This is a genomic window from Stenotrophomonas sp. YIM B13575 (genome assembly GCF_042787595.1).
Classification (GTDB): domain Bacteria; phylum Pseudomonadota; class Gammaproteobacteria; order Xanthomonadales; family Xanthomonadaceae; genus Stenotrophomonas; species Stenotrophomonas lactitubi_B.
Genome location: NZ_JBHZOP010000009.1, coordinates 45,582 through 69,939, shown reverse-complemented (window position 1 = coordinate 69,939; position 24,358 = coordinate 45,582). Strand labels below are relative to the sequence as shown.

Genomic DNA, 24,358 nt, shown 5'->3' with positions numbered 1-24,358 from the left:
ATTTCAGATGCTACCGACGATCAACGCTCGGTACGGAAATCCACCGGTACACGCACCACGCTGGCCACGGCACGGCCCTGCTGCACGGCCGGCTCGAACTTCCAGCCCTGCACGGTGTTCAGCACGGCACGGTCCAGGTCGCGGCTGCGTTCACCGCTGCGCGACACGATCGCTGCTTCGGTCACGTTGCCGCGGGTATCCACGTTCAAGCTGGCAACCACGCTGCCCTGCACGCCACTACGCAGCGCGGCGGCCGGATAGCTGGGCTTGCTGTTGCTGGCCAGCGGACGCGCCTCACGGTTGCGTACGGCCGGGGCCGCCTTGCGCTCGCTCTGCGCGGGCGCGGCCTGGCGAGTAGCGGGGGCAGGCATGGTGGCAACCGGCGTTTCGGTGGCCGGCAGCATGCGCTCGCTTACCGGCGCTGGCGCAACCTCGTCATGGTTGGCAAAGCGCAGCCACACCAGCGCGGCGGCGAACATCGCCACGATCAGGGCCAGCCACAACCAAGGAGAGGCCGAGCGGGGCGCAAGCGCGCCATCCTGCTGCAGTTGCGGGGAATGAAGGTTTTCGTGGGTGGTGGCAGTCATCGCAAACTCCTCGCGTCAGTAACGACGCCCAGAGTGTTGCCCGAGGGGGCGTCGCACCGTGTCAGCATTGCGTCAACGCGACCTGCAAGGTTCAGCTTTTCTGCGGGGAAGCGTTCAGTTACTGCGGCTTGAAATCGAACGGCACTTCAATGCTGCCGGGCACCGGCTGGCCATTGCTCACTGCCGGGCTGAAGCGCCAGCGACGCACCGCGTCCGTTGCCGCACGGTCCAGTTCGCGCGAACCGCTGCGCTGGATCACCGTCACGTTGTTCGGGTATCCGGTGGCGTCCACCTCCACGCGCACCACCACGCTGCCCGCTTCACCGCGTCGCAGGGCGGCGGCCGGGTAGGCCGGCGGCGGCGACTGGCCGGCAATCGGCATCGGCTGCGCATTGGCGGTTGCCGGCGCCGCAGTGCCCGGCGCGGCCGGGGCTGGCTCAACCGTGGCCGGCGGCGGGGGCGGGGCGGTCTCCACCAGCTTCGGCGCATCTTCTTCGTCCGGCACCGGGGCCGGCTTGGCGTCGGGCATGTCGCTGGAACCTGCGGCCGCGGCCAGCGGCTCGGGCAACGGTTCCACCTGGGCGGTTTCCTGCGGCGTCTGCGCGGCCGGGTCGGCGCGGAAGAACTCCTTGTCGCGACCGGTCAGCCAGACCAGCACGAACAGCAGGATGCCCACGCCGAAGGCGATGCCGGCGATCTTCAGGGCGTTGCGCGGGATATGCACGGTGAACGACTTGGCAGGCGACGGACGGGGAGCAGACATGGACCAGACCAGTACGGAATGCCTCGATTCTGCCACGGCCGGAATGAACCGGGCGGCAGAATTCCGTATAACAGGCGATAATCCCGTTCCTGTTACCCACCACGACGCCTGCCATGCTTGATCCAGCCCTGCTCCGCCACCAGCCCGCCGACCTCGCCGAACGCCTGCGCACCAGCCGCGGCTTCGAGCTCGACGTGTCTGCCCTGGAGTCACTGGAGGCGGATCGCAAGCGCATCCAGGTGCGTACCCAGGAGCTGCAGAGCCTGCGCAACAGCCGCTCCAAGGCCATCGGCCAGGCCAAGGCCAAGGGTGAGGACGTTTCGGCCATCATGGCCGAGGTGGCCGCCTTCGCCGATGAGCTGAAGGCCTCGGAAGTGGCCCTGGACGAGCTGCGCGAGAAGATCGACACGATCTCGATGGGCATCCCGAACATTCCCGCCGATGACGTGCCGGCCGGCGCCGACGAGAGCGAGAACGTCGAGCAGTCGCGCTGGGGCACCCCGCGCCAGTTCGATTTCAAGGTGCTCGACCACGTCGAACTGGGCGCGCGCAACAAGTGGCTGGACGGCGAGACCGCGGCCAAGCTGTCCGGCTCGCGCTTCACCGTGCTGCGTGGCCCGATCGCGCGCCTGCACCGTGCCCTGGCCCAGTTCATGCTCGACCTGCACAGCGGCGAGCACGCGTACCAGGAAACCAACGTGCCGGTGATCGTCAACGCCGACAGCCTGTACGGCACCGGCCAGCTGCCCAAGTTCGAAGAGGACATGTTCATCACCCAGCTGGGTGAGCAGAAGCGTTACCTGATCTCGACCTCGGAAATTTCGCTGACCAACATCGCCCGCGACGAGATCCTCGACGCCGAGCGCCTGCCGCTGCGCATGACCGCCCACTCGCTGTGCTTCCGTTCCGAAGCCGGCAGCGGTGGCCGCGACGTGCGCGGCATGATCCGCCAGCACCAGTTCGAGAAGGTCGAGCTGGTCTCGATCTGCCGCCCGGAAGACAGCGACGCCGAGCACCAGCGCATGACCCGCTGTGCCGAAGTGGTGCTGGAAAAGCTGGGGCTGCCGTACCGCAAGGTGCTGCTGTGCACCGGCGACATGGGCTTCTCGGCCATCAAGACCTACGACCTGGAAGTCTGGCTGCCGTCGCAGGAGACCTACCGCGAGATTTCCTCGTGCTCGAACTGTGGCGACTTCCAGGCCCGCCGCATGCAGGCCCGCTGGCGCAACCCGGCCACCGGCAAGCCGGAGCTGGCACATACGCTGAATGGCTCGGGCGTGGCCGTCGGCCGCGCGATGATCGCAGTGATGGAGAACTATCAGAACGCCGACGGCAGCATCACCGTGCCTGAAGCCCTGCGCCCGTACATGGGTGGGCTAGAGGTCATCGGCTGATCAAGCGCCGTGACGCATGAAAAAACCCGCCGAAAGGCGGGTTTTCTGTTTGCGTCATGGCCTGCCGGAACCTGACGCCCCGTTCCCCCGGCATCCTCGCGGCAAACCACGTCATACGTGGCTGCCAGCGCCCCGGCCGCATCGGCCTGCGTATTCTGATCTGAGCAAATTTCGTACATGTTGCATGGTCGGGGGACGAAGCCTGCGCCATGCTGAACGCCAACTCCCCGACGCCTGCCGGCCGATGATGTCTGGCCAGGTTCAGCGCGGATGCCTGCAGTGGCCGTCGGAATTGAATTCATGAACAGGAAACAGCCACCGTGCCCAAGCTAATGTTGGTGATTCTGCTCGGCCTGACCCCGATTCTAGCGGGATGCCGGAGCGGCGGAGCCTCGACTTCATCTGGTGCAACTGCGGAGTTGGACGAAGACACACGGATCAGCATCGGGCTGATCAAGAAGAACATGATCTTTGTCGAAGGGGGGGAATTTCTGATGGGTGCCTACCTGCCCATCCACGCAGTAGAGAAACCTTTCCACGGCAGCGATGATGACGCCTCGCCCATGCACACGGTAAGGTTAAGCAGCTATTCCATTGCCAAGTTCAAGGTGACAAACCGGGAATACCAGATATATCTCAAGAATAACGGCAAGAAGCTGCGCACTACGCATGAGAATGGGTATCCAGATGATTTTAGAGTAGCCATCAGTTCCGTTCCAAACCTGCCGGCAACGATGGACTGGCATGAGGCGGAACAGTACTGCAAGTGGTTGGCTGAAGTCTCCAAGCTGCCTTTCGCGCTCCCCACGGAAGCGCAATGGGAATACGCAGCACGCAGCCGCGGTGACTTTGTCTATGCTGCAACGAATGACGGAACGCTCAGGGGTACCAATGCTCCGTACACGTCTTATGAATGGGACGGCGGTCCGCGAGGGATAAATGTATCGACATCGGGGGACCGAAGAGATTTTGCGCAGCTTATGGGGTGGCCTAGCGGCGGGGTCGCACGCAAGCCGCCGCTTCCGGTTGATAAGTTTCCTCCCAATCCGTTGGGCCTGTATGCCATGACCGACAACGGGCTGGAGTGGGTGAAGGATTGGTACGACAAGGACTACTACCAGTACTCGCCTCTGCAGGATCCGCAGGGGCCGGATGGGCCCGTAACCAAAAGCTACTTTGGGAATGGCATGAAGGTGCAGCGCGGATCCGAGCAGCCGAATCATCAGTGGGGTGGGGCACTGGCAACGGCGCGCAGCGCGCGTGAGCCAGAGGGGTACAGCCGTGAGGGCCGCTTCCATCGCACTGAGATCACCGCGCGCTGTGTGGTCAACCTCCCGGCGCCAGTCTTGTAACGCCGTTTCTGCACTGTTGCTGCCCTCGCAGGACACCTACCCGGGGATCTCGTCGTGCTCCAACTGCGGTGACTTCCAGGCCCGCCGCATGCAGGCGCGCTGGCGCAACCCGGCCACCGGCAAGCCGGAACTGGCGCACACCCTGAACGGTTCGGGCGTTGCCGTGGGTCGCGCGATGATCGCGGTGATGGAGAACTATCAGAACGCCGACGGCAGCATCACCGTGCCTGAAGCCCTGCGCCCGTACATGGGCGGTATCGAAACCATCGGCTGAACCCGGTAGATGCCATGCTTGCATGGCGCCGCTTTGGCTTTGGTGGGTGCCATGCTTGCATGGCACTGCATCCACGCATGGCGTGGATCTACTGACGCGGTGCGACATCCACGCATGGCGTGGATCTACTGAGGCAGTGCGGCATCCACGCATGGTGTGGATCTACTGAGGCGGTGCGACATCCACGCATGGCGTGGATCTACTGACGCGGTGCTGCATCCACGCATGGCGTGGATCTACTGAGGCGGTGTGGCATCCACGCATGGCGTGGATCTACTGAGGCGGTGCGGCATCCACGGCGTGGATCTACTGAGGCAGTGCGGCATCCATGCGCTGGGGGCCTGAGGCTTTGCAGTAGATCCACGCCATGCGTGGATAGCGCAATCCATCAACCCACTACGCGCAGCTTCTCCAGCGGCACCCATCCCGGTTCGCCGGTCTCCGGCACGCACCACGCCCAGCCATTGAGCGTGCGCTCCCCGCGCAGCACCTGCCCGGGATCCACATCCAGCTCCCGCGCGCAGTAATCCTCCGTGGCAAATGCGCCACCCTGCGCGTCGCGGCCGATTACCGGCGCCGGTACGAATCCGGGCTGCTGCCCTTCGGCTTCGCACAGGAACCAGTCTTCCCAGCCCTCGGAGCCTTCATAGCGTTCGCCCACCACCAGTGCCTGGCCACGGCGCAGGGTGATCGGGTGCGGAAATTCGCTGCGGTGCGCAGTGGTCACGATGTAGTTCATCGCGCCATGGTGGCAAAAAAAGACGGCCCCGCAAGAGCAGGGCCGCCAGGGTAGGGTGGGCCGGGATGGGGGAGGGAATCCCGGCCCGCGTTCAGCGCCCAGACGAGGGAGAGAGGCGCCGAACGATGGAACGCGTTACGCCGCTGCCACTTCCGCTGCCTCATGCGACGGCAGCGCTGCCAGCGCACCGGCAATCGCGTCTTCGCGGTGCTGCGGCGAATAGGCAATGCCCTCGGCACGCACGAACTCGATGTCGTTGATGCCCCAGAAGGCGAACGTCTGGCGCAGGAAGGGCTCCTGGAAGTCCGCCGGCGAGTCGGTGTAGATGCCGCCACGGCTGCTGACCACGATCACCCGCTTGCCACCGGCCAGGCCCACCGGGCCGTTCTCGGTGTACTTGAAGGTGCGCCCGGCCACCGCCACGCGGTCGATCCAGGCCTTCAGGGTGGAGGGCACGCTGAAGTTGTACATCGGCGCGCCGATCACCACGATGTCGGCAGCCAGGAACTGCTCGAGCACCTGTTCAGCATCGGCGGCCTCGGCCGGATCGGTCTTGGCCAGCGAACCACTACGCAGATGCGGTACCGGATTGGCGTCAAGATCGCGATAATCAACCTGCAGGCCGTCGATCTGTTGCTTGAACTGGGCCACCACGGCGGCGGTCAGGTGGCGGGAGACGGAGTTGTCGCCAAGCACGCTGGCGTCGATGTGCAGAAGCTTCATGGCAGTACCTATGTTCGGGAGAGGTGGCGGGCTTGCCGCCGACGGAGAGAACAATAGGTTGTTGCAAGGGCGGGATAAAGGTGGTTGAATGCCACGTATTGTTCTACTAATGGAACTCGGGTATGCATGACCTGAATGATCTGTACTACTTCGCGATGGTGGTCGACCACGGCGGTTTCGCCGCCGCCGAGCGCGCACTGGGCATCCCCAAGTCGCGTCTGAGCCGTCGCATCAGCCAGCTGGAAACCGACCTGGGCGTGCGCCTGCTGCAGCGCTCCACGCGCCGCTTTGCCGTCACCGACGTCGGCACCAGCGTGCACCGCCACGCCCAGACCATGCTGGCCGAGGCGCAGGCCGCGCGCGAGGTGGTGGACCGCCTCAGCGCCGAGCCGCGTGGCCTGGTGCGCGCCAGCGTGCCGGTCTCGCTGGCGCAGATGCAGCTGCCAAAACTGCTGCCCAAGTTCCTGGAGCAGTACCCGAAGGTGCGGCTGCAGCTGAACATCAGCAACCGCCGCGTGGACATCATCAACGAAGGCTACGACGTGGCCCTGCGCGTGCGTTCGCGTCTGGACGACGACGGCAGCCTGGTGATGCGCAGCTTCGGCCAGGTGCAGGAACTGCTGGTGGCCAGCCCGAAGTACCTGGACCGCGCCGGCCGCCCGAAGGACCCGGAAGAACTGGCAAACCACGTCACCCTCAGCATCAGTGAGGACGAGGCGCGCCAGCGCTGGGAGCTGCACGGACCGGAAGGCGCGGTGCGCCGGGTGGACCTGCAGCCGCGCGTGGCCGGTTTCGACTTCCCGCTGCTGCAGAGCATGGTGAAGGACGGCTTCGGCATCACCATGCTGCCGGAAACCGTCTGCGCCGATGCCGTGCGCAATGGCGAGCTGGAAGTGGTGCTGCCGGACTGGTCGCTGCCGCAGGGTGTGTGCCACGCCGTGTTCGCCTCGCGCCGCGGCCTGCTGCCGGCGGTGCGGGTGTTCATCGACTTCCTGGCCGAGCACCTGCCGCCGCAACTGGAGGCCTCGCGCCTGGATTGCGGCGGCGCCTGCGAAAAGGCCAAGGAGCGCATCAAGGCCAGTGCGCTGGGTGCGTTGGCGGTGGACGCGGGCTGAGGCCTGCCTCCGACGATGGAACAACGGTCTTGGGCAAATCGCCCGGCCGTGCGAGAATGCGTGCCCGGCCAGCAGGCTGGGCCGATACGGAGAGATGGCCGAGCGGTTTAAGGCACCGGTCTTGAAAACCGGCGAAGGGTTAAACCTTCCGTGGGTTCGAATCCCACTCTCTCCGCCAAGAATGCAAAAACGCCCCGAAAGGGGCGTTTGCATTTGTGCAGGAACGGCGCAGTGTTGTCAGAACGCAGGCTCGATCACCGGAGAAGAATCCACCGTCGGGTAGGAAAGCCGATATTTCCGCGTGGTGTCCACATCCACCAGGATCTCGGTGGAGCGTCGCCTGGCCATCGCAGCCTTGGTCACGCCCAGCGCGCACAGGCCCGTAGCCTCCAGCACAGTCGCGGTCATCAGATGCCGACCCGGCTTCAAGGCAAACGTCACCGTTTCAGCAGTGTTGAGATGGGCGGCCATCTTTTCGTCAACCATGACGCCCACGGCGCACATCCCGTTGATCGCACCTATATCGCGTGTCACTACGACATTGCCAGTGGAGGGCCCCTGATCGGCAAGGGGGAATACGCGCTCAGCGGGCACTGGCCTTACGTCAGTGACCTCGGGCTGCCGGGTAGGCAAGGCGCAGCTCGTGGCCAGCAGTGGAACGGCACACATCGCGGTACGCATCATGATCTTGGCGGTTCTGCGATACATGCTTCCCTCCCTGTAGAAAAGACCTGTCCCAGCGCGAAAGTTCGCTCTGTTGGCGCGACTTTACAGGAAGCCGAGGTACCCTCGTCCATGGCTCTATAGGAACGTCGGTTTTCGCCAGCAGGTCGCCATAGGTACTTCTGAGTTTGACTATCAGATGGGCGTTTCGCTGATGAATTCTGCAGGTGGACTACCGATCCACATCGCCTCTGATTGACTGCGTTCAGCCCATGCGCATCGCTGCTCGCGTCTGCTCTTGGGCATGATCCTGCTGCGCGACCTGCTGAGCCTGCGAAACCTGCTCGACCTTGGCAAGCGAATGCTCCACGGGCGTGTTGATTGCCTCGCTGATCGCCACCGATGCGCGCAGGTGTGCCGGGTTGTTGAGCTCGCCCTGCACGACGAACATGCGCGGGCCAGACTCGTTGCTGGGCAGGTTGCCCAGTACCACATGATCCACGCGCTCCAGGCCGTTGCTCTTGGCCGTTGCCAGCAAGCTGGCTGTTACCCGCTCGCTGGTCTCATCGAAGCTGCGCCCGTGCTTGGCATCCACGGCGGATACGCCGTCGCGAATCTGCCGGTAGAGCGAATGGTCAGGATGGCCTTCCTTCCTGGGATCCAAGCCTGCCTTGTCCAAGGTGGATTCGATGCTTTGCTGCAACGGGCTCTTGGGAAAGAAGCCGGGATTGCTGAGAGAGGGAGAGCCCTTGTCAGTTGCGTCCTGTGCCATTCGCTCACCGGGTTTGAGCGCAATGCGGGGCTGCTGCTCCGCTTCGGCCTCGCGGCGAGCGTATGCGCCTGCATCCTCGGTGCCACGCAGGTAATTGATCCCGTCGCGCAGGAGGCCAGGTCCACCGCCTGCAAGCACCGTGACTCCCGCGCGCAGTTGATGGATGTCACTGCGGTAGTCGGCAATCCGGCGCAGGTCTTCAGGATCTGTAACCCGGGCATTGGGGTCATCCAACACGGACTGCACTGGCCCCTTTTCGGTCATACGGTCAAGGAAATGAACCATTCGATGGGAGTCACCCAGCTGGACCGCCACGGCAGCGGAGATGGCGTGGCCGCTCCTCAATCCGGGTGCTATGAGGGACGCGACGCGTTGGCCCTGCTCGGCATTGCGAAGAACCTCGAGTTCCTTGGGGAGCGCGTACATCTCGACCTTGCCGTAGTGCGGGCCGCCAGCGCTGACCAGGTCGCCTGCCATGACATGGTTGGTGAAGGGGGCCGCATTGGCTGGCTGGCCTTCGGGAAGGCGATAGGCCAACCCGGCGGCGCCGTAAGGATTGAATGCGTCGCCGGGGAGGTTGTAGTGATGCGCAGTGATCTGTGCGAGTGCACCGCCCAGGGAGTGGCCGGTTACGTACACCGGACCATACCCCTTCTCTTCAGCCAGCTTGGTGGCCTGCTTGGTCAGCGCTAGGGCATCGCCGAGTTGTGCGTTGAGTTTGGCGGTGACCATCGCCGCATCGATGCCGCCGTCAATCCAAGGCTGGCGGTCAAACTCGGTGCCGCGATGGGCGACGATTACTTCTTTGGATTCTGGGTTCTGGTAGACGACCCCTTGGTAGCCGGTGTCGGAGTTTAGGCTGGCCAATACACGATATTCCGTCCCGGCAATGGTAACGATGGCCTTGGGTTCCGGGAGCGGGTCCTTGTAGACATGATTTGAGAGGGTTGCACTTGCTCCAGGGGTCATGGGGCCACTCCTTCAGTCCGTGTGGAGATTTCGATTGGAAAGTATTCCTTTCGTTTGGCTTGAGGCATCTTCTCGTACGAAACCGAAGGTTCGGTAGGCGTCCACTCTGGCGATTGCCCTGAAGTCATGGGGCGTAATGCGCGTTCTACGTAGGTGGTAGAGGATTTTTCGGTTTCAAGCTTTGTGAGTGAGGTCCAGGCGGTTGCTTGGATTGAGCGATTATCGATGATGAAGTCGAATGAAGCTTCCACGAGAACGGGCGTCCATGTGCACGGGCCACGACCGTAATAGTTGGCGACTTCCATTCCGTCCTTAAACAAGGCGCTGCTGAAATCAGTAGTACTGAGGCGCTGTGCTTGAAGCTCAACCTTGTGCTGGTTAGGTTCGTACTGCACACCCTCGTAGTTGTTGACCGGGGGGAGGCAAAGTTGGTCAATCTCGTACGTGACGAAGATCTTAGGAGTTGGGATCTCCACAGGCGCATCGTGGACCCGGATCACAATCGGCAGCGCATCCTTGGGTGCGGGATTCTCGCGGTAGAGCGGGTATGAGCGTTCCTTGTTGCAGCCCGGAACGGCCATGGTGATCAACGCGATCAATGCCACGTGTGGAAGGGCTGGAAGAAATTTCAGCATGAGCGGTCCATGTCGCTGATTGAGGAGGTGCTGCGGGGGCGCGCCTGTACAGGGCTATTACGGAGCATCGTTGTCGATGCGTGAAACAGCAGATAAGACTGTCCTGATCGTTGACCAGCTGGACATTGAATTCGGTCATGGGAGGCCGTGTCATGTCTGGCATTTCGGGGCAAATGCGACAGCGTGCGCCTTGTCGGACGCACGATCCCATAGTCTCTATCCTTGCGGTCCCGTGATACGGGGCCTTGCGAGGTGACGTTCACCGGCGCTCCATTGCTCTGCGTCATCTGACTATACGACCCGCATCGGTCGGGCTCCAAGGTCTCGACCCTTCATGCCAAGGTATGAGCGCTGGATCACACATTCAGAATGCCTCATCCCATGACTATTTTCCGATGGCGGCGCAGATGATTGAGGCGTGAGAGCCTGCGGTGCCATTCGGATGTCCACGACAATGCCTACCTGCAGAGGTTGGCCTACTCCGTCATCATGCGGCGCCTCTTCTCCTGCACTGTGCCTTGCTTGAAGGCGGCCTGGCCTTGTCGTAGATCTGGCGCGCTTGACGGTCTCGGACAGTGGGTCCCGGAAGGCGGGGTAGTAGAACCCGTCCGGATCTCGTAGCGCTCCGCTTGGTACATGTCACTTCTGACACCACGCTGCGTACGGGTGGTCCAGATTCTCAGCGGTATCCGGCATGCGAAGTGCGCCATTCAATGCGCAAGTCGGCATTCGATGACGCAACATCCGCGACTACGCGCCAGTACTAGCTTTCCTTACTTTTCATCGCCGTCGCAACGAGGCAACCATGTCCTCGCCAAGGCACCCGCCCTGGCCGGGATTGGCGTCCCGAACTTACGTACCGCTACCGGTCGTGCTTGCAGCCACAACTGCAATCACGACAATGCACCGTCGGCCAGTCCATGGCGGACGGTGCGTGGGGATCTCTCGATCCGCCGGCTTTAGCGGTACGTATCCGGCACGCCAACCCGCACCGTCCGCCACCTTGCATCTGCAGGTGGCCACACCGTGAGGTTGCCACCATGCCTGACCTGCTTCCCGACCATCCCCGTCTGCACGCGCTGCTCGGCGATGCCGTGCGCGATCTTCCCAATGCTCTCGCCGAAAAGATGGAGGATGCGCTCAGTGATGCCGCCGAGTCCGTGCCGCCATCGGCGTTCTTCACGTTCCTGCAAAGCCACGGCAAAGGCCGCCTTGCGGATGGCGCGCCCTGGAGCGAAACCCGCCTCACACCCGGCCGCGCATTCGATCTGGCCCTGGCCACCCGCAGCGCCTCGGGCATCACCGCGCTCACTGCCATGTTGCACGCCGCACACGTAGCCCGGGAGAACGACGATCCGGGCTTCTATCCGTCGGCGGCGCTGGTCGATGGGCTGTTTGATGCCTGCGAAGCGCTGTCGCTGCAGGTGGAGCGCTGTCTCGACCCTTGATTCACAGGTGCGCCGCAACGGGAAGGGTGGGGACTTCCAACGTGGTCCCCATGCCTGGGGTTCAAGCGTCGTGCTACTCGCTGTCGCTTTCTGCTTGATCTGCGACGCTCGACCGCTTCGCGCGCTCTTTCAATTCGGCGGCCAAGCGTCGCTGTTCTCCGTGCGGCATCCTGGCGGCGGCGAGAATGACATTGGCCAGTGCGTCGCTATCGGCCAGAAGATAGGCCAGCGGAACGCCCAGTTCGGCAGCCATCTTGCCGGCAGTGGCAAAGTCCGGCTCCGACGTGCCCTGTTCGTAACGTGTCACCCGGCTGGACACCACATCCTCAGACAAGCCAATGCGCCGGCCCAGCTCGCGCTGGGAAATACCCATCGCCAAGCGCGCTTCTTTGAGGCGCTTGGTGAACTGGTCGCGGAGAGGTGTGGGGGACATTACCCGCCTGGGCGCATCCTGTAACGGCCTACAGGATGGCAATCGCCCCACATTTCGTATGCTACATTATTTGTAGCATCGTGGGTCGGAGTAGCGTATGAAGCCGTCTTCGCGGCCAACGCCGCGTGGCAGCACAACATCGGCAATCTGCCTTGCCTGCGGATACCGCGGCCCGATGGCCATCAGTGATGGCCGCAGGCATTGGTCTGGCTCCGGGTGTGCCTTTATGCTTCTGGCGCTGCTTGGCGGGGTATTCGGTTTCGTACTGATGGGCGTGCTGGGGATGCTCGCTCTATCGATTCTGATCGGCATTGTTGGCGCACTCGTGGTCCGTCCATCATCTGCCTACCACTCCTGCCCGCGATGCCACGTCGATCTGCAGTGGCGTTGAAGGCTGCCTCCGACAAGACGGTGCAGATGTGTAGGGAAAATCTGATCCTGGGCGGGTAGTGATGACGTTCCTGTCCCGTTGATCTCCCATTGCCTATAGTGGCTCCAGACCCCGCAATGGAATGGCCCGATGCACCCGATGTCCTCCGGGCGGTGCCTGGCACTCGCAATCGCAATCGCCGTTAGCGCCAGTGCCTGCGCACGTGTGCCGTCCACCGAAAACGAAAGGAATTCTGCCATGTCCGGCGCAACGCAGACCGGCCGCACCCTAAACGGCCACACCTACACCGACGCGCCCGTGGATGTGAAGTTGGGGCCAAATACCTTCCGTATCCCCGCCAACTATCTGGACAGCCAGATTGCGCCATGGCCGGGTGAAGGAGTTTCGCTGGTCATTGAATGGCCGGACATGACGCCAACCGCACCGGGGGCCCGGGCCAATCCCCGTACGAATGATTTCCGCAAGGAGATCGCGGTGGCGGTGAACTATATCGACAGGATTCCAATCGAAACTTCGCTTGCCCGACTGTCGTCCAACGAGGCCCTCACCGAGGAGGGATCGGTGGAGCGAGGTGATCCACGGGCACGCCTGGACCTGCGTATTGCCCGGTCACCGACACTGGGACTGATCCCGTATGCCATCGATGAAGAGAAGATGGCACGCTACTCGAAGGACTACGAAGCACGCTACGGCAAGCCTCCTGTTCGCAACCCGGCCTATGAGGATGACTGGTACGTTGCGCGTGATGACGCTGGTCAGCTCACAACGTTCCTGAAGTGCGAAACCACCCGATTCCGGGGTGATGGCGTGCGCCTGGAAGGCGATCAGGTCGTCGACCTGGAAGACCCGGTCGCGGCGGGGTGTACGCACTATTTCGTGGATGTCGAGAACAAGCTTTCGATCACCTTGAACTACAAGCGGGTGTTCTTGAAGGACTGGAAGCGCATGGAAGATGCGGTACGTGATGTCCTGGTACGCACCAAGGCCAGGTGATCTGAAGACACGTCAAGGAGTAAGTCATGGGTGGACTGACCCAGAAGGACATCAGGATCCTCACTGCCTATGCGGATTCGGGCAATCGGGAGCTCTACTGGAACTATCTATCGCAACTGCCAGGTGCAGACGGGTATGGAACGCTGGCGTTGGGCGTTGTGCGCAACGACAGCCTGCCTGGGCGGGTGGCAAACAGCTACGCACAGGAACATGCACGGACGCAGCACGACGATGGTTCACGCTTCCCCAATGCGGTGTTGAGTGAACGGCAATGGGAGGCGTTCGGACAGAGTCTGCTCAAGCAGGACCTCGTGTTGCGGCAATACTGGTCGCAGCAGCAGCGCCCGGAACTTGCCTTGAACCTGCCCGGCAAGGATGTGATGACCGCGCACGACCGTGCGTTCGAGCAGCATCGTCTCGATCCCAACTGCTGGACACCCCGCGTGCTCCTCCAGGCCGCTCTGGAAAAGAGTGGCCCGCAGAAGCTGGAGCAGATCTGGACCAACATGCTCGACAACGATGGCGTAGGGCTTCCGCGGGTGGGAAGTACCAGCCGCGATGCGTTCACCCAGATGGGGTTGAGCAAGGGAAGCCAGTACCTCGGCACGCTGGCGTTCCATGAAGTCACCCAGGCACTGGGCGGCCGCTCTTCGGTCGATCCCAACGTCATCGGCGGCCTCAACGACTACGCGCTGTACTTTGAAAAGGACGGCAAGTGGGCCAGTGTCACCTCCGGCGGCGGCCACAGTTCGCTGCGCGAGATCACTGATCCTGGCCGCATCGCTGAACTCAACGACGCGCGTGAAGTCCGCCTGGAGCGGCAGCAGAAGGCCACCCAGTTCCACCCGGAAGATCCGTACCGAACCATCACACGCAGCCCGCTCACTGCATCGGTTGACGACGTGCCCGACCTCCAGCGCGGCGCGACGCGTCTGGCAGATATCGGACCGGGCCACGTCGATTACGGTCTGTTGCAGCAGGTCAGCGGGCATGTCGCCGGCATCGACGCAAAAGCAGGCCGGACTCCGGATGAAAGCAGTGAGCGACTGACCGCCAGCGTGATGGCCCTTGCCCGTCAGAACAACCTGGACCGTGCCGACCATGTGCTGCTCAGCGCGCAGACGGCGGACAACCCTGCTGGCCGCAACGTGTTCGTGGTGCAGGGTGATATCAACGACCCGGCGCACCTGAGGGCTTCCATGCCCACCGATGTGGCGGTGCAGACGCCGGTGGAGCAGTCGTTGCAGCGACTGGAGCTGGCCAGCGCGGAACGGCAGCAGGCCGTGGCGCAACGCCAGCAGCAGGAACTGGACAACCAGGTGCGCGAGCATCCGCAGATGCGCATGGCGTAGTGCGCAGCAGGGCGGAGCAATGGGGGGGTTCCCATTGCCCCGCACCGGTCACTTGCCGGGTGCGTCCGCTGTCTGCGCCGCCACCATCGCCTGCTGCATCTCCTTCAGTGACAGATAGCCGTCACCATCGGTATCCAGCCCCGTGAAGTACTTCGCAATTTCCGGCACCACGGTCGCTTCGTCCTTGCTGATCTTCCCGTCCTTGTTCTTGTCCATCGCAGCGAACGCGGCATCGATCGAGTCTGCCTGCTTGCTGAAGCGCGCCTGCTGATAAGCGCTGAATTCGGCCTTGTCGACGCGGCCATCTTTGTTGCTGTCCATCGCGGTGAACGTGGAATCGATATAGGCCTGTTTCGGGTCGGCGGGAGCGGCCTGTGCAAGCAGCGGGGCAGCGCACAGCGCGACCAGCAGGATGTTCTTGTTCATATGCATGTTGTCCGTGAATGAGGGGGGGATCAGCGGCAGGGGTAGGTGTAGCCATTGCGATCGCGATAGCTGTCGGTACGGCGGTCGTAGTTGCCGTAGCGGTTCATGCAGTAGTCGGCACGCTCGCGGGTTTCGCGTTCGCGTTTGGCGGCAGCAGCGATCACGCCAGCCACCACGGCCGCACCCACTACGCCCACCACTACGCCTGTGGTCTTGGCGTCGTGCCGGCGCTCCCGTTCGCGGTCACGCTCCCGCTCCCGTTCGCGGCGCTGCCAGTCATTGCGTTCGCGGTCGCGATAGTCCTGGTTCCACTGCGGGTTGTAGCGGTCGCCACGCTGGGCATGGGCATCGCCGGAATACGGCATCAGCACCAGCAGTTGTGCGGCTGCTGCCAGCAGCAGCGCAGTTCTTCCTGTTTTCAGAAACATCGTCCAGCTCCTGTGCGGACATCGTCGGTAGCTGCAGTACACACCGCAGACATTGCGCGAACCTGCCGTCATCGCAGGCAATTGCCACGACTACCGGACCAGCGCTTCCACCGGGTCCAGCTGCGCCGCGCGACGTGCAGGAAGGAAGCCGAATCCGATACCGATCAGGCTGGAGCACGCGAATGCCGCAATGATCGAGCTGGCCGAGAACACCAGGCTGAAGCCTACGTCCGCCAGTGCCAGCACCGCGCCCAGCAGCAACGCAACACCAACGCCAAGCACACCACCAAGCAGGCACACCAGCACCGACTCGATCAGGAACTGCTGCAGGATGTCGCTGCGGCGCGCACCCACGGCCATGCGCACACCGATCTCACGGGTGCGCTCGGTCACCGATACCAGCATGATGTTCATCACTCCGATACCGCCCACCACCAGCGCGATGGCGGCAATGGAGCTGATCATCATGGTGAGGATGCCGGTGGTCTGTTCGATCGACTGGCGGATCTGCGCGTTGTTGCTCATGTAAAAATCGGCGCTGCCATGACGGCGCGTCAGCAACCGCGCAATGGCCTCCTCGGCCGCGTCCATACTGATCGCATCGGATACGCGCACGGTGATGCTGGACACATGGCTCTGCCCCAGCATCCGCGCCATCGCCGTGGTGTAGGGCATCCACACCCGTAGCAGCGAGGCGTCGCCGGCAGCGCCGGCGTCTTTCTTCACCACACCCACCACGCGCACCGGTACGTTGCCCAGCAGCAGGGTCTGTCCGATGGGGTTCTCGGCTGCGGCGAAGAAGCGCGCACGCGTGTTGGCATCGATGATCGCCACCTGCTGGTAGCCCGCCACACCCGGTGCGCCGAAGAAGGCGCCTTTCCCCAGCTTCAATCCGTGCACGCGGAAGTACTGCTCGCTGACACCCTGCACCTGCACGCTGGCCGAGCGGTTCCCGCGCAGGGCGGTAGCCGAGGTGGCGACGCCCGGGGTGGCACTGTCCACGAACGGTTGCCCGGCCAGGGCCACGCTGTCACCAGGAGTGAGGGTCTCCACCCGTGCCGCGTGCAGATCGCCAAAGCCGGAGCCGGGATAGATCTCGATGGTGCTGGTGCCCAGTGAGGAGATGTTGGACAGGATGGCCTGGCGCGCACCCGCACCCAGCGCGACCACCGACACCACCGAGGCAATGCCGATGATGATGCCGAGCATGGTCAGGAAGGTACGCATGCGATGTGCGTTCATGGCGCGCAGGGCCATGCGGAGGGCTTCGGCGAAGCGATCACGCACGGCCTGCCAGCCGCCGCCATCGCTGCGTTGCGGCAGCGCGGTCGGCGCCGCACCCGCTGCCGACGCAGTAGCCGTGGCACGATCATCGACAATCCGCCCATCGCGTATCTCGATGATGCGCTGGGCGTGCTCGGCCACGGCCATGTCGTGGGTCACCAGCACCACCGTGTGGCCTTCGGCATGCAGCTCATCGAGGATCTTCATCACTTCCTTGCCCGACTGTGTATCCAGCGCACCGGTAGGTTCGTCGGCAAAGATCACCGCACCGCCATTCATCAGTGCGCGGGCAATCGACACGCGCTGCTGCTGGCCACCGGACAGCTCGCCGGGCAGATGCTGCATGCGTCCACCCAGGCCCAGCCGCGCCAGCAGTCCAGCGGCCCGTGCGTGGCGCTCAGCGGCGGCCATGCCGGCATAGATCGCGGGCACTTCGACATTGGACAGCGCGGTCAGGTCGGTCAGCAGATGGTAGCGCTGGAAGATGAAGCCGAAGTGCTCGCGGCGCAGTTCGGCCAGCTCGTCGGGCGACATCTGCGCGGTTTCGCGCCCGTCGATCTGGTAGGTACCGGCAGAGGGCCGATCCAGGCAGCCGAGGATGTTCATCAGCGTGGACTTGCCCGAGCCCGACTGGCCCACGATGGCGACCAGTTCACCGGCGCGGATGTCCAGGTCCACGCCGTCCAGTACCACCAGGGTCTGTTCACCGGCGGCGAATTCACGGCGCACCCCGCGTACGCTCAGCAGTGGCTCGCTCTTCGTTGCACTCATCGGGGCTGCGCGGGCGCGGTGGCCGCCTCGTCGCTGGCCTGCGCCAGCACCACCTGCTCGCCTTCCTTCAAGCCGCTGCGCACCTGCGCCTGGATCTGGTCATCCAGCCCGATGGTGATACGCCGCGCCACGGCGCGCCCGTCTGCAGCACGCACCTGCACGGTGTAGCTGCCGTCGCCCGCCCGCGCGCCCAGCGCAGCGGAGGGGATGGTCAGCACGTTGTGGGCGCGGCCCAGCACGATGCGCACCTGTGCGGTCATGTAGCTGCGCAGGCGTCCGTCGGTGTTGTCCACGTCGAACTGGCCGTTGTAGTACATGGCGGTGCGGCTGCCAGCGGACAGTGCGGGTGACGCGAGGCTGGACGTATCTTCGTTGGTGATCGATTCGGGCGCTGGCGCGATGTCGCGCAGGGTGCTGCTGTAGCGGCGGCCCGCATCGCCCAGGATGGTGAAGAAGGCCTCCTGGCCGACCGTGGTGTGCACAACATCAGCCTCGGAGATCTCGGCATAGACGGTCATCACGTCCTGGTTGCCCAGCATGACGATGGTCGGTGCGCTCTGTACCGCGTTCACCGTCTGTCCTTCGCGGGCGACGACCGCCAGTACCGTGCCATCGGTGGGGGCGGTGATGCGGGTGTGTTCCAGGTTGGTCTGCGCGATGTCCACGTCGGTCTGCCGCTGCACGATCTCACCGTCCAGTGCGGTGATCTGTTCGCGGGTCGCGTCCACCTTGGCCTTTGCAGCGTCGAAGTCGGCACGAGCCACCAGCTGGGACTCCACCAGTCGTCGCTGCCGCTGCAGGGTCAGCTCGTACTGGCGCAGATCAGTGGCCAGTGCATCGCGGTTGGCCCGTGCGGTGCGTTGCGCCGCCTGCGCACTCAGCAGCGCATTGCGCTGGGTACGTGAATCGATGTCGGCAATCGGGTCACCGGCTTTCACCTTGTCGCCCAGCTTCACGTGCAGTGTTTCGATGCGACCGGAGACCTGCGCACCCACGCTCACCAGTCGCGAAGGCTTCAGGGTGCCGGTGGCTTCCACCACCTGTTCGATGTTCCCACGCACAACCGGCGCGAGCTGCAGCGCTGGCGGTGGCGTGGGTCGCAGCCACAGCCAGGCGGCAATGGCGGCGCACGATATGGCGCCAGCAATCATCGGCAATCGGCGGTGTCTGCGCGGTGCAGTGCTCATCGGCACAGCATCCAGAAGAGGGCGGTCATCGGTGGTCCTCGCGGCGAAAGAGATGCACGCGCCGGATGCGGGCGTGGATGGCCGTCGAGTCTCGATGCGTTGGGTTGCGTGAACCTTGCGGCGCTGCCGTGGATTTCAGCCCGCAGCCTTGGCACTGAGCAGCGCCACGGCGATGAACTGCAGCGCGCTGGCCAGCACCAGCAGCGTGCTGCGCAGGCGCTCGGACGTCATGCACACGCTGCAGACCTGGCATAGCGCACCCACCGCCAGCCCCGTGACAGCGAGTGTGCTGGTGGAGTGCGGGTGCACGCCTTGTACCACCGCAGGTGCCGACGCACTTGCCAACATCATCCAGGCGGCATGCTTATCGATGTTGTGCAGAGGAGCCGGGATTGGTCGCGATGATGTTGATCGCCATGCGGACAGCGCGTGCAGCGCGCCATGCACGACGATGAAGGACAGCACAGCGCTGGTCATGGACACGAATGCATGGCGGTGCGTGGAAATCACCATCGCGCTGCCAGGCAGCAACAGGAACAGCGCGGCAAATAGACGCATGAGAACGTCCGGACGCGTGGTCTCGGGTATCGCACGCAGCCACTGCGGCCAATGCGGCAACCCGCGCGCACGAGCGGTGCGCGGGCCTCGATTCCACGCCGCTGCCGTCAAGCCGGATGCAGCCGGTGTCGCATGGGTTCGGGCAGCAGAGGAGGGGGGAGGAGTTCCTTCGGTCACGCGCAGGCTTCCTGTCAGGGCGGAACGCGATGGCACCGCAGATGCCATCGGTTCGATGCTGCGCAGCAAACATTGCCGCAACCTTGCCTGCCATTGCCATCTGCTGCGCGTGGACAGGCGGCAGTCACGGATGTGGGGACGTCTTCAGTGTCCTACGGTGACGCAGCGGCGACGCCCGGATGCAGCGGGAATTCCACGCGGATCAATGCGCCACCGCCGGGAGCATCCAGAATCGTGACGTGGCCGCCGTGACGGTCGATGACCTGCCGCACCAGGTTCAGTCCCAGGCCTGCGCCGGTCTGACGAGGCCGCAGCCGCTGGAACGGCTCGAATACGCGTTCGCGCTGGTCCACCGGAATCCCCGGGCCATCGTCTTCCACTTCCAGGCAGCTGCCCTGCACCCGCACGATGATTTGGCGGCCACCATGCTCGGCGGCGTTCAACACCAGGTTGGAGATCACCCGCTCGACCGCACCGGCTTCGCCCAGCACCGGGAAGTGTGGCTCCACCGCCACTGCCACGGTCTTGTCCGATTGGATCAGCAGCGGCGCAAGATCGGCGGCCACCCGTTTGGCCTCCCGGGCCAGGTTGAGGGTTTCCTTCGGGCCGTCTTCTTCCATGCGGTGAAGGTCCAGAAGCTGCTCGGCCAGTGTCGCCAGACGCGCGACTTCTACCGCCAGGCTGCGCGACGTCGAATCATCAGCGGCGTCGATCTTTACCCGCAGGATCGCAATCGGCGTGCGCAGCTCATGCGCCGCTGCGGCGATGAAACGGTGTTGCCGTTCGTGCCCTTCATCCAGGCGGCCCAAGGCGTCGTTGACGGCGGTCACCAGGGGCGCGATCTCCACCGGCACGGCGGTCTCGGTCAGGCGGATGCCGCGACGGCTGGCCGAAATGTTGCCGGCTTCCTGCGCGATGCGTTCGACACCGGCCAGTGCCCGGCGCACGATGATCGGGGTCAGGATGATGGTGGCCAGTGCCAGAAGCAGGAAAATCGGCAGGGTGATGATGTGCGCGGCCAACGCCATCTGCATGGTCAGCGAATCGGTTTCGCCATGGGCCATGATGGTCAGCTTGCCGGCCGGCCCACTGTGCTGGCGCACCACCACCGCCAGGCCATCGCTGCGATCACGGCCGCGCAGGTCGCCATAGGGGATGCCATCGAGGGCGCCAACCAGCGAGGCATAGGCCGGTGGCACATGTCCGAAGGTGACATGGTGTCCATGCTCGTCCTCGGCGATGAACCACGCACCGGGGACGATCTTCAGCAGCTCGGCCAGCTCCGGTGTGTGCGCTACGTACAGTTCGCCATTGCGGTCGCGGTGCACCGCCTCGGCGGCTACTGGCGCGAAGGTCTGGATGGTGTAGTAGCCACCGCTGTCGGCACGAACCAGCACCATCAACAGGGCGAAGAAGGCCACCAGCAAGGCCAGCAGCTGGTAGATCAGCGTCTTGACGATCAGCGGGCGCTTCAACGACGGGCGACGCGCCATCACTTGCTTTCCCGCATCAGATAGCCAACCCCGCGAATGGCGTGGATTTCCACACCGGCATCGGCATCGGCCAGCTTGCGGCGCAGGCGCGAGACGTGCGAATCCAGCGTGTTGGAATGGATGCCGTCGTCGAAGCCATACACCGCCATCTCGATGGATTCGCGCAGCACGGTGCGACCCAGGCGCCGTGCGAGGGCGGCCAGCACCCGGATCTCGCGCCGCGGCAGCTCCAGCCGCTGGCCGCCCACACTGGCCTCGCCCGAGGTGGGGTCGAACACCAATCGGCCGATGCTGATGGACTCCACCTGCAATCCGCTTGGGCGACGGCCTGCCGCCCGGACCCGTGCGAACAGTTCCTCCAGCGCGAAGGGTTTGGCAAGGTAGTCATCGGCCCCTTCATCCAGACCGGCAATCCGGTCCGGCAACTGGCCCAGCGCGCTCAGCACGATGATCGGCACCCCGGGATTGTGCTCGCGCAGCAGGGAAATCAACGCCAGGCCATCGCCATCGGGCAGGGTCCGGTCCAACAGCACCAGATCGTGCAGCCCGCACAGAGCCGCCTCCCGGGCCAATGCCAGCGTGTTGGCCAGGTCCACGACATAGCGCTCACGCTGCAGTGCAGACTTGAGGGTGGCGGCCAGTTCGGCTTCGTCTTCGATCAGCAGGATGTGCATCAGCAGGGCTTGGGGCAGGGAGGGGCCACAGAGGGCGGTTCGGCACGCGCCGGCACCGTATTACAGGAACATTGCGTGAACATGGCGTTCCTGCGCATCTGCCGGAAGGCCAGGAGGATGAGGTGAAGCCGAGAGGCAGGCGCAAGGTTCAGGCAATCCAGGCGCTCCAGCCTTGGCGCCCTTCGCAGTTCCCATCCCTGGAGTCACCATGAAGTTGTTTGTTCCGCTGCTGTTCCTCGCCGCGCTGAGCGGTTGCACCACCGCCAAGATGACCGTCAGCCCCGACGGCCGCCGTGGAGTTTCCATCGACTGCAGCGGCTCCAGTTCCTGGAGCGGTTGCTATGAGAAGGCCGGGCAGATGTGCCCAGGTGGCTACGTGGTCTTCAGCAAGGATGGCGATGAGGGCAATGCCATCGCGGTGGGCAACAAGAACGGGTTTACCTCCACCCAGATGGCCACGCGTTCGATGCTGGTGTCCTGCTCGGGCTGATGCCGGCCGGGGAGGTGGCCATTGCACCTCCCTGGCGCGTTGCTCAAAGGCGCTGGCCTAGAACTAGAAGCTGTAGCCAGCCTGCACATACACCCGGCGCGGCTCGCCCGGGAAATGGCCGTTGCGCTCGATGAAGCCGCTGGCCGCGTACACCTTGTCGAACAGGTTCTTGATGTTGGCCTGGAACTGCCACTGCTTCCACGTGGTTTTCCAGCTCATATCGAACACCGTGTAGGGCTTCACCCGTTGGCCATCCAGGCTGATGCGCTCATCCACGTAGTCGGCACCAAAGCCGACGGCCGAACGGATCGCGGGCAGATCGTAGCGTGTCCACAGGCCCAGCTTGTTGCGCGGTGCATTGGCGAAGCGGTCGCCAGAGGCATTGGTGATGCCGTTGGGCCCCGCGTCTTTCACCCGCGCATCGTTGTAGGCGTAGGTCAGGTTCAGCACCCAGCGCTCGGTCACGTCGGCCAGAAGATCCAGTTCCATGCCGGTGCTGCGCACCAGGCCCAACGCCGCCAGCTGGTTCACGCCATTGATGACCTCGCCAGTGGCCTGCACGATGTTGCTGCGGTCGATGCGGTAGGCCGCCAGGTTCAGGCTCACGCGTTCGGCCAGCAGCGATTTCATGCCCACTTCCCATTGCCTGCTGCGCTCTGCATCGAACGGTCCACCTGCCGCGGAGTTCTGGTTTGCTGCTGACTGCGGTACGAAGCCGCTGGCCACGTTGGCATACAGGTTCAGACCATCGCGCACGGTGAAGGTACTACCCAGCCGCCAGCTGATGTCGTTGCCGTCCACGCTGCTACCGGCGATGCGGTCGTCATCCTTGAACCCATCCCAGCGCAGGCCGGCCAGCACGTGCCAGCGCGGGGTCAAGGCAAGCTCATCCTGCAGATACCCGCCATAGCGCTTGCTGCGTGTGCTGGTGCTGCGCCAGGGCAGCGCAGACAGGTTGTAGTCGTGCCAGGTACTGGCGCCGTACACCGGGTTGAACAGATCGATGCCGCGCACCGGGCCGGCGCCGCGGGCGAGGTCGGCGCTGTTGGCCGTCTGCGCGGTGAATTCCGCATCCAGCTGGTATACGTCCGCGCCGAACAGCACCTTGTGTTCGATCGCACCGGTGCTTGCCCGCCACACCGCGTTGGCGTTGGCGGTGAACGCCTCGTTGTCGCGGATCTGGTTGCGCAGCTGGCGGGTCATCCATTCGGCCACGCCATCGCGGTCGCGGTCGATCAGGCCCATCGGCTCGTGATACATCTGGTGCTCGTTGTTGCTGAACCAGCGTGCGGCGACGTCCACGTCCAGGTCGTCGCGCGGCGCGAAGCGGTACTGCGCCAGCGCAACCTTGGCCCGCATGTCCAGGAAATCGCTGTCCTCGTTGTGGTTCCAGCGGCGGTCGGTCAGGAAATTGCCCTTGTCGTCGACCGGCACACCGCGCAGGCGGTTGCCGCCCAGATTCTGGGCAATGTCGGTGAACTGCAGCACCAGCTCGCCGGTGTCGCCCACATCGAAGGCCAGCGAGGCATCGCCGATCACGCTTTCACTGTCGGTGTTCCAGCGCACGCCCTGCTCGTTGTCGCTATACAGGCCGGCGCGGTAGCGCACCGTGCCGGCTGCGTTCAACGGCCCGGTACCTTCGATCGAGCCGGCGCGGAAATCCCTGTTCCCCACCTGCAGTTCAACGCGGCGTTCGGCAGTGGCCTTCGGCTTGCGGGTCACGTAGTTGATGACGCCGCCAGCGTCGCCACCGCCGTACAACGCGCCGGCCGGCCCCTTCAGCACCTCCACCCGCTCGATGTTGAACAACTGCGGTACCGAGAAGCCCGCATAGGGATCGCCGCGGAGGCCGTCATACAGCACGTTCTCCTGACGGAACCCACGCAGGGTCACCCCGGCATAGCTGAAGTAGCTGATGCCGCTGATGCTGCGATAGAGATCGGTCACCTGGCGTGCGGCCTGGTCGTCGATCAGCTCGCGCGGCAGCACCTGGATGGACTGCGGCACGAGTTCCAGCGGGGTATCGGTACGGGTGCCGACAGCGGCATCATCTACCCGGTACAGCGTCTGAGCGCGCCCGCGCACCTCCACCTTGTCCAGCTCCTGCACGCTCCTCGACGGAGCGTCGGCGGCATAGCCTGTAGCAGCGAAGGCCAGTGTCGTGGTGAGGCACAGAATGCTCTGGCGGGGCAGGAGGTGGGGCATGGGCGTTGTCGATGTGGCTGCAAATGAGAAAGATTAGCATTTGCGACGACCCGGTACCCATC

General features: G+C 64.0%; 23 protein-coding genes, 1 tRNA gene and 1 pseudogene. 9 read left to right on the top strand and 16 right to left on the bottom strand.

Annotated elements, in window-relative coordinates:
* Nucleotides 1-20: 20 nt before the first annotated feature.
* Together ACFX4F_RS01740 and ACFX4F_RS01735 are read right to left on the bottom strand one after the other, a co-directional pair.
* Complete coding sequence (locus ACFX4F_RS01740; protein ID WP_380651596.1) at nucleotides 21-587, bottom strand: energy transducer TonB; 567 nt, start codon at nucleotides 585-587, stop codon at nucleotides 21-23.
* A 118-nt stretch (nucleotides 588-705) separates the two neighbouring features.
* On the bottom strand, nucleotides 706-1,350 hold the full coding sequence (locus ACFX4F_RS01735; protein WP_025878754.1) for an energy transducer TonB: 645 nt from the start codon (nucleotides 1,348-1,350) through the stop codon (nucleotides 706-708).
* 113 nt (nucleotides 1,351-1,463) lie between these two features.
* Here ACFX4F_RS01735 and serS point away from each other — a divergent pair, with 113 nt between their 5' ends.
* The 3 genes and pseudogenes from serS to ACFX4F_RS01720 all read left to right on the top strand — a co-directional run.
* Nucleotides 1,464-2,744, top strand: a complete 1,281-nt coding sequence (serS, locus tag ACFX4F_RS01730; protein ID WP_380651594.1) for a serine--tRNA ligase — start codon at nucleotides 1,464-1,466, stop codon at nucleotides 2,742-2,744.
* 332 nt (nucleotides 2,745-3,076) lie between these two features.
* Nucleotides 3,077-4,096 carry a formylglycine-generating enzyme family protein gene (locus tag ACFX4F_RS01725; RefSeq protein WP_380651592.1) on the top strand — a complete coding sequence of 340 codons (1,020 nt, stop codon included), beginning with the start codon at nucleotides 3,077-3,079 and terminating at the stop codon, nucleotides 4,094-4,096.
* A gap of 19 nt (nucleotides 4,097-4,115) precedes the next feature.
* A pseudogene (locus tag ACFX4F_RS01720) lies at nucleotides 4,116-4,370 on the top strand (serine--tRNA ligase); the annotation flags it as partial.
* Nucleotides 4,371-4,758: 388 nt separating this feature from the next.
* Here the strand turns inward: ACFX4F_RS01720 and ACFX4F_RS01715 are convergent.
* A complete protein-coding gene (locus ACFX4F_RS01715; RefSeq protein WP_380651589.1) occupies nucleotides 4,759-5,109 on the bottom strand; it encodes a ligand-binding protein SH3 in 351 nt (116 codons plus the stop codon).
* A gap of 135 nt (nucleotides 5,110-5,244) precedes the next feature.
* Entirely contained in the window at nucleotides 5,245-5,832 is a 588-nt protein-coding gene (locus tag ACFX4F_RS01710; RefSeq protein ID WP_033831454.1) for an FMN-dependent NADH-azoreductase, read from the bottom strand.
* Nucleotides 5,833-5,954: 122 nt separating this feature from the next.
* Here ACFX4F_RS01710 and ACFX4F_RS01705 point away from each other — a divergent pair, with 122 nt between their 5' ends.
* Together ACFX4F_RS01705 and ACFX4F_RS01700 are read left to right on the top strand one after the other, a co-directional pair.
* A complete protein-coding gene (locus ACFX4F_RS01705; protein WP_025878750.1) occupies nucleotides 5,955-6,947 on the top strand; it encodes a LysR family transcriptional regulator in 993 nt (330 codons plus the stop codon).
* An 88-nt stretch (nucleotides 6,948-7,035) separates the two neighbouring features.
* Nucleotides 7,036-7,125, top strand: a tRNA-Ser gene (locus ACFX4F_RS01700).
* 59 nt (nucleotides 7,126-7,184) lie between these two features.
* Here ACFX4F_RS01700 and ACFX4F_RS01695 read toward each other — a convergent pair.
* The 3 genes from ACFX4F_RS01695 to ACFX4F_RS01685 form a co-directional block, all read right to left on the bottom strand.
* The gene (locus ACFX4F_RS01695; RefSeq protein ID WP_380651584.1) at nucleotides 7,185-7,655 is read right to left on the bottom strand and encodes a hypothetical protein; all 471 of its coding nucleotides are present in this window, start codon (nucleotides 7,653-7,655) and stop codon (nucleotides 7,185-7,187) included.
* A gap of 220 nt (nucleotides 7,656-7,875) precedes the next feature.
* The gene (locus tag ACFX4F_RS01690; RefSeq protein ID WP_380651581.1) at nucleotides 7,876-9,351 is read right to left on the bottom strand and encodes an XVIPCD domain-containing protein; all 1,476 of its coding nucleotides are present in this window, start codon (nucleotides 9,349-9,351) and stop codon (nucleotides 7,876-7,878) included.
* A complete protein-coding gene (locus ACFX4F_RS01685; protein WP_380651578.1) occupies nucleotides 9,348-9,986 on the bottom strand; it encodes a hypothetical protein in 639 nt (212 codons plus the stop codon). The genes ACFX4F_RS01690 and ACFX4F_RS01685 overlap by 4 nt, the downstream gene beginning before the upstream one ends.
* A gap of 1,040 nt (nucleotides 9,987-11,026) precedes the next feature.
* Between ACFX4F_RS01685 and ACFX4F_RS01680 the strand changes: the two genes are divergently transcribed.
* On the top strand, nucleotides 11,027-11,434 hold the full coding sequence (locus ACFX4F_RS01680; protein WP_346559119.1) for a hypothetical protein: 408 nt from the start codon (nucleotides 11,027-11,029) through the stop codon (nucleotides 11,432-11,434).
* Between the two features lie 73 nt (nucleotides 11,435-11,507).
* On the opposite strand, the gene ACFX4F_RS01675 is transcribed toward ACFX4F_RS01680, so the two are convergent.
* Nucleotides 11,508-11,867, bottom strand: a complete 360-nt coding sequence (locus ACFX4F_RS01675) for a helix-turn-helix transcriptional regulator (RefSeq protein ID WP_346559120.1) — start codon at nucleotides 11,865-11,867, stop codon at nucleotides 11,508-11,510.
* A 520-nt stretch (nucleotides 11,868-12,387) separates the two neighbouring features.
* Here ACFX4F_RS01675 and ACFX4F_RS01670 point away from each other — a divergent pair.
* A complete protein-coding gene (locus ACFX4F_RS01670; RefSeq protein WP_380651573.1) occupies nucleotides 12,388-13,251 on the top strand; it encodes a hypothetical protein in 864 nt (287 codons plus the stop codon).
* A gap of 26 nt (nucleotides 13,252-13,277) precedes the next feature.
* Nucleotides 13,278-14,603 carry an XVIPCD domain-containing protein gene (locus ACFX4F_RS01665; RefSeq protein WP_099820681.1) on the top strand — a complete coding sequence of 442 codons (1,326 nt, stop codon included), beginning with the start codon at nucleotides 13,278-13,280 and terminating at the stop codon, nucleotides 14,601-14,603.
* A 48-nt stretch (nucleotides 14,604-14,651) separates the two neighbouring features.
* Here the strand turns inward: ACFX4F_RS01665 and ACFX4F_RS01660 are convergent, their stop codons facing one another.
* The 7 genes from ACFX4F_RS01660 to ACFX4F_RS01630 all read right to left on the bottom strand — a co-directional run bounded on the left by ACFX4F_RS01660 (nucleotide 14,652) and on the right by ACFX4F_RS01630 (nucleotide 21,601).
* Entirely contained in the window at nucleotides 14,652-15,029 is a 378-nt protein-coding gene (locus ACFX4F_RS01660) for an EF-hand domain-containing protein (RefSeq protein ID WP_380651569.1), read from the bottom strand.
* Nucleotides 15,030-15,058: 29 nt separating this feature from the next.
* Nucleotides 15,059-15,457 (bottom strand): hypothetical protein, encoded by a 399-nt coding sequence (locus ACFX4F_RS01655; protein ID WP_380651566.1) that lies wholly within the window; start codon nucleotides 15,455-15,457, stop codon nucleotides 15,059-15,061.
* A 90-nt stretch (nucleotides 15,458-15,547) separates the two neighbouring features.
* Nucleotides 15,548-17,512 carry a MacB family efflux pump subunit gene (locus ACFX4F_RS01650; protein ID WP_380651563.1) on the bottom strand — a complete coding sequence of 655 codons (1,965 nt, stop codon included), beginning with the start codon at nucleotides 17,510-17,512 and terminating at the stop codon, nucleotides 15,548-15,550.
* A complete protein-coding gene (locus tag ACFX4F_RS01645; RefSeq protein WP_380651560.1) occupies nucleotides 17,509-18,699 on the bottom strand; it encodes an efflux RND transporter periplasmic adaptor subunit in 1,191 nt (396 codons plus the stop codon). The genes ACFX4F_RS01650 and ACFX4F_RS01645 overlap by 4 nt, the downstream gene beginning before the upstream one ends.
* A 135-nt stretch (nucleotides 18,700-18,834) precedes the next feature.
* Nucleotides 18,835-19,257 carry a hypothetical protein gene (locus tag ACFX4F_RS01640; protein ID WP_380651557.1) on the bottom strand — a complete coding sequence of 141 codons (423 nt, stop codon included), beginning with the start codon at nucleotides 19,255-19,257 and terminating at the stop codon, nucleotides 18,835-18,837.
* A gap of 329 nt (nucleotides 19,258-19,586) precedes the next feature.
* Nucleotides 19,587-20,927, bottom strand: coding sequence for a sensor histidine kinase (locus ACFX4F_RS01635; protein ID WP_380651554.1), 1,341 nt, complete (start codon nucleotides 20,925-20,927; stop codon nucleotides 19,587-19,589).
* Entirely contained in the window at nucleotides 20,927-21,601 is a 675-nt protein-coding gene (locus ACFX4F_RS01630) for a response regulator transcription factor (RefSeq protein WP_380651551.1), read from the bottom strand. Before ACFX4F_RS01630 ends, ACFX4F_RS01635 begins: the two co-directional genes overlap by 1 nt.
* Nucleotides 21,602-21,809: 208 nt before the next feature.
* Between ACFX4F_RS01630 and ACFX4F_RS01625 the strand changes: the two genes are divergently transcribed.
* Nucleotides 21,810-22,091 (top strand): hypothetical protein, encoded by a 282-nt coding sequence (locus ACFX4F_RS01625; RefSeq protein WP_380651548.1) that lies wholly within the window; start codon nucleotides 21,810-21,812, stop codon nucleotides 22,089-22,091.
* A gap of 63 nt (nucleotides 22,092-22,154) precedes the next feature.
* On the opposite strand, the gene ACFX4F_RS01620 is transcribed toward ACFX4F_RS01625, so the two are convergent.
* A complete protein-coding gene (locus ACFX4F_RS01620) occupies nucleotides 22,155-24,296 on the bottom strand; it encodes a TonB-dependent siderophore receptor (RefSeq protein ID WP_380651545.1) in 2,142 nt (713 codons plus the stop codon).
* Between the last annotated feature and the right edge of the window lie 62 nt (nucleotides 24,297-24,358).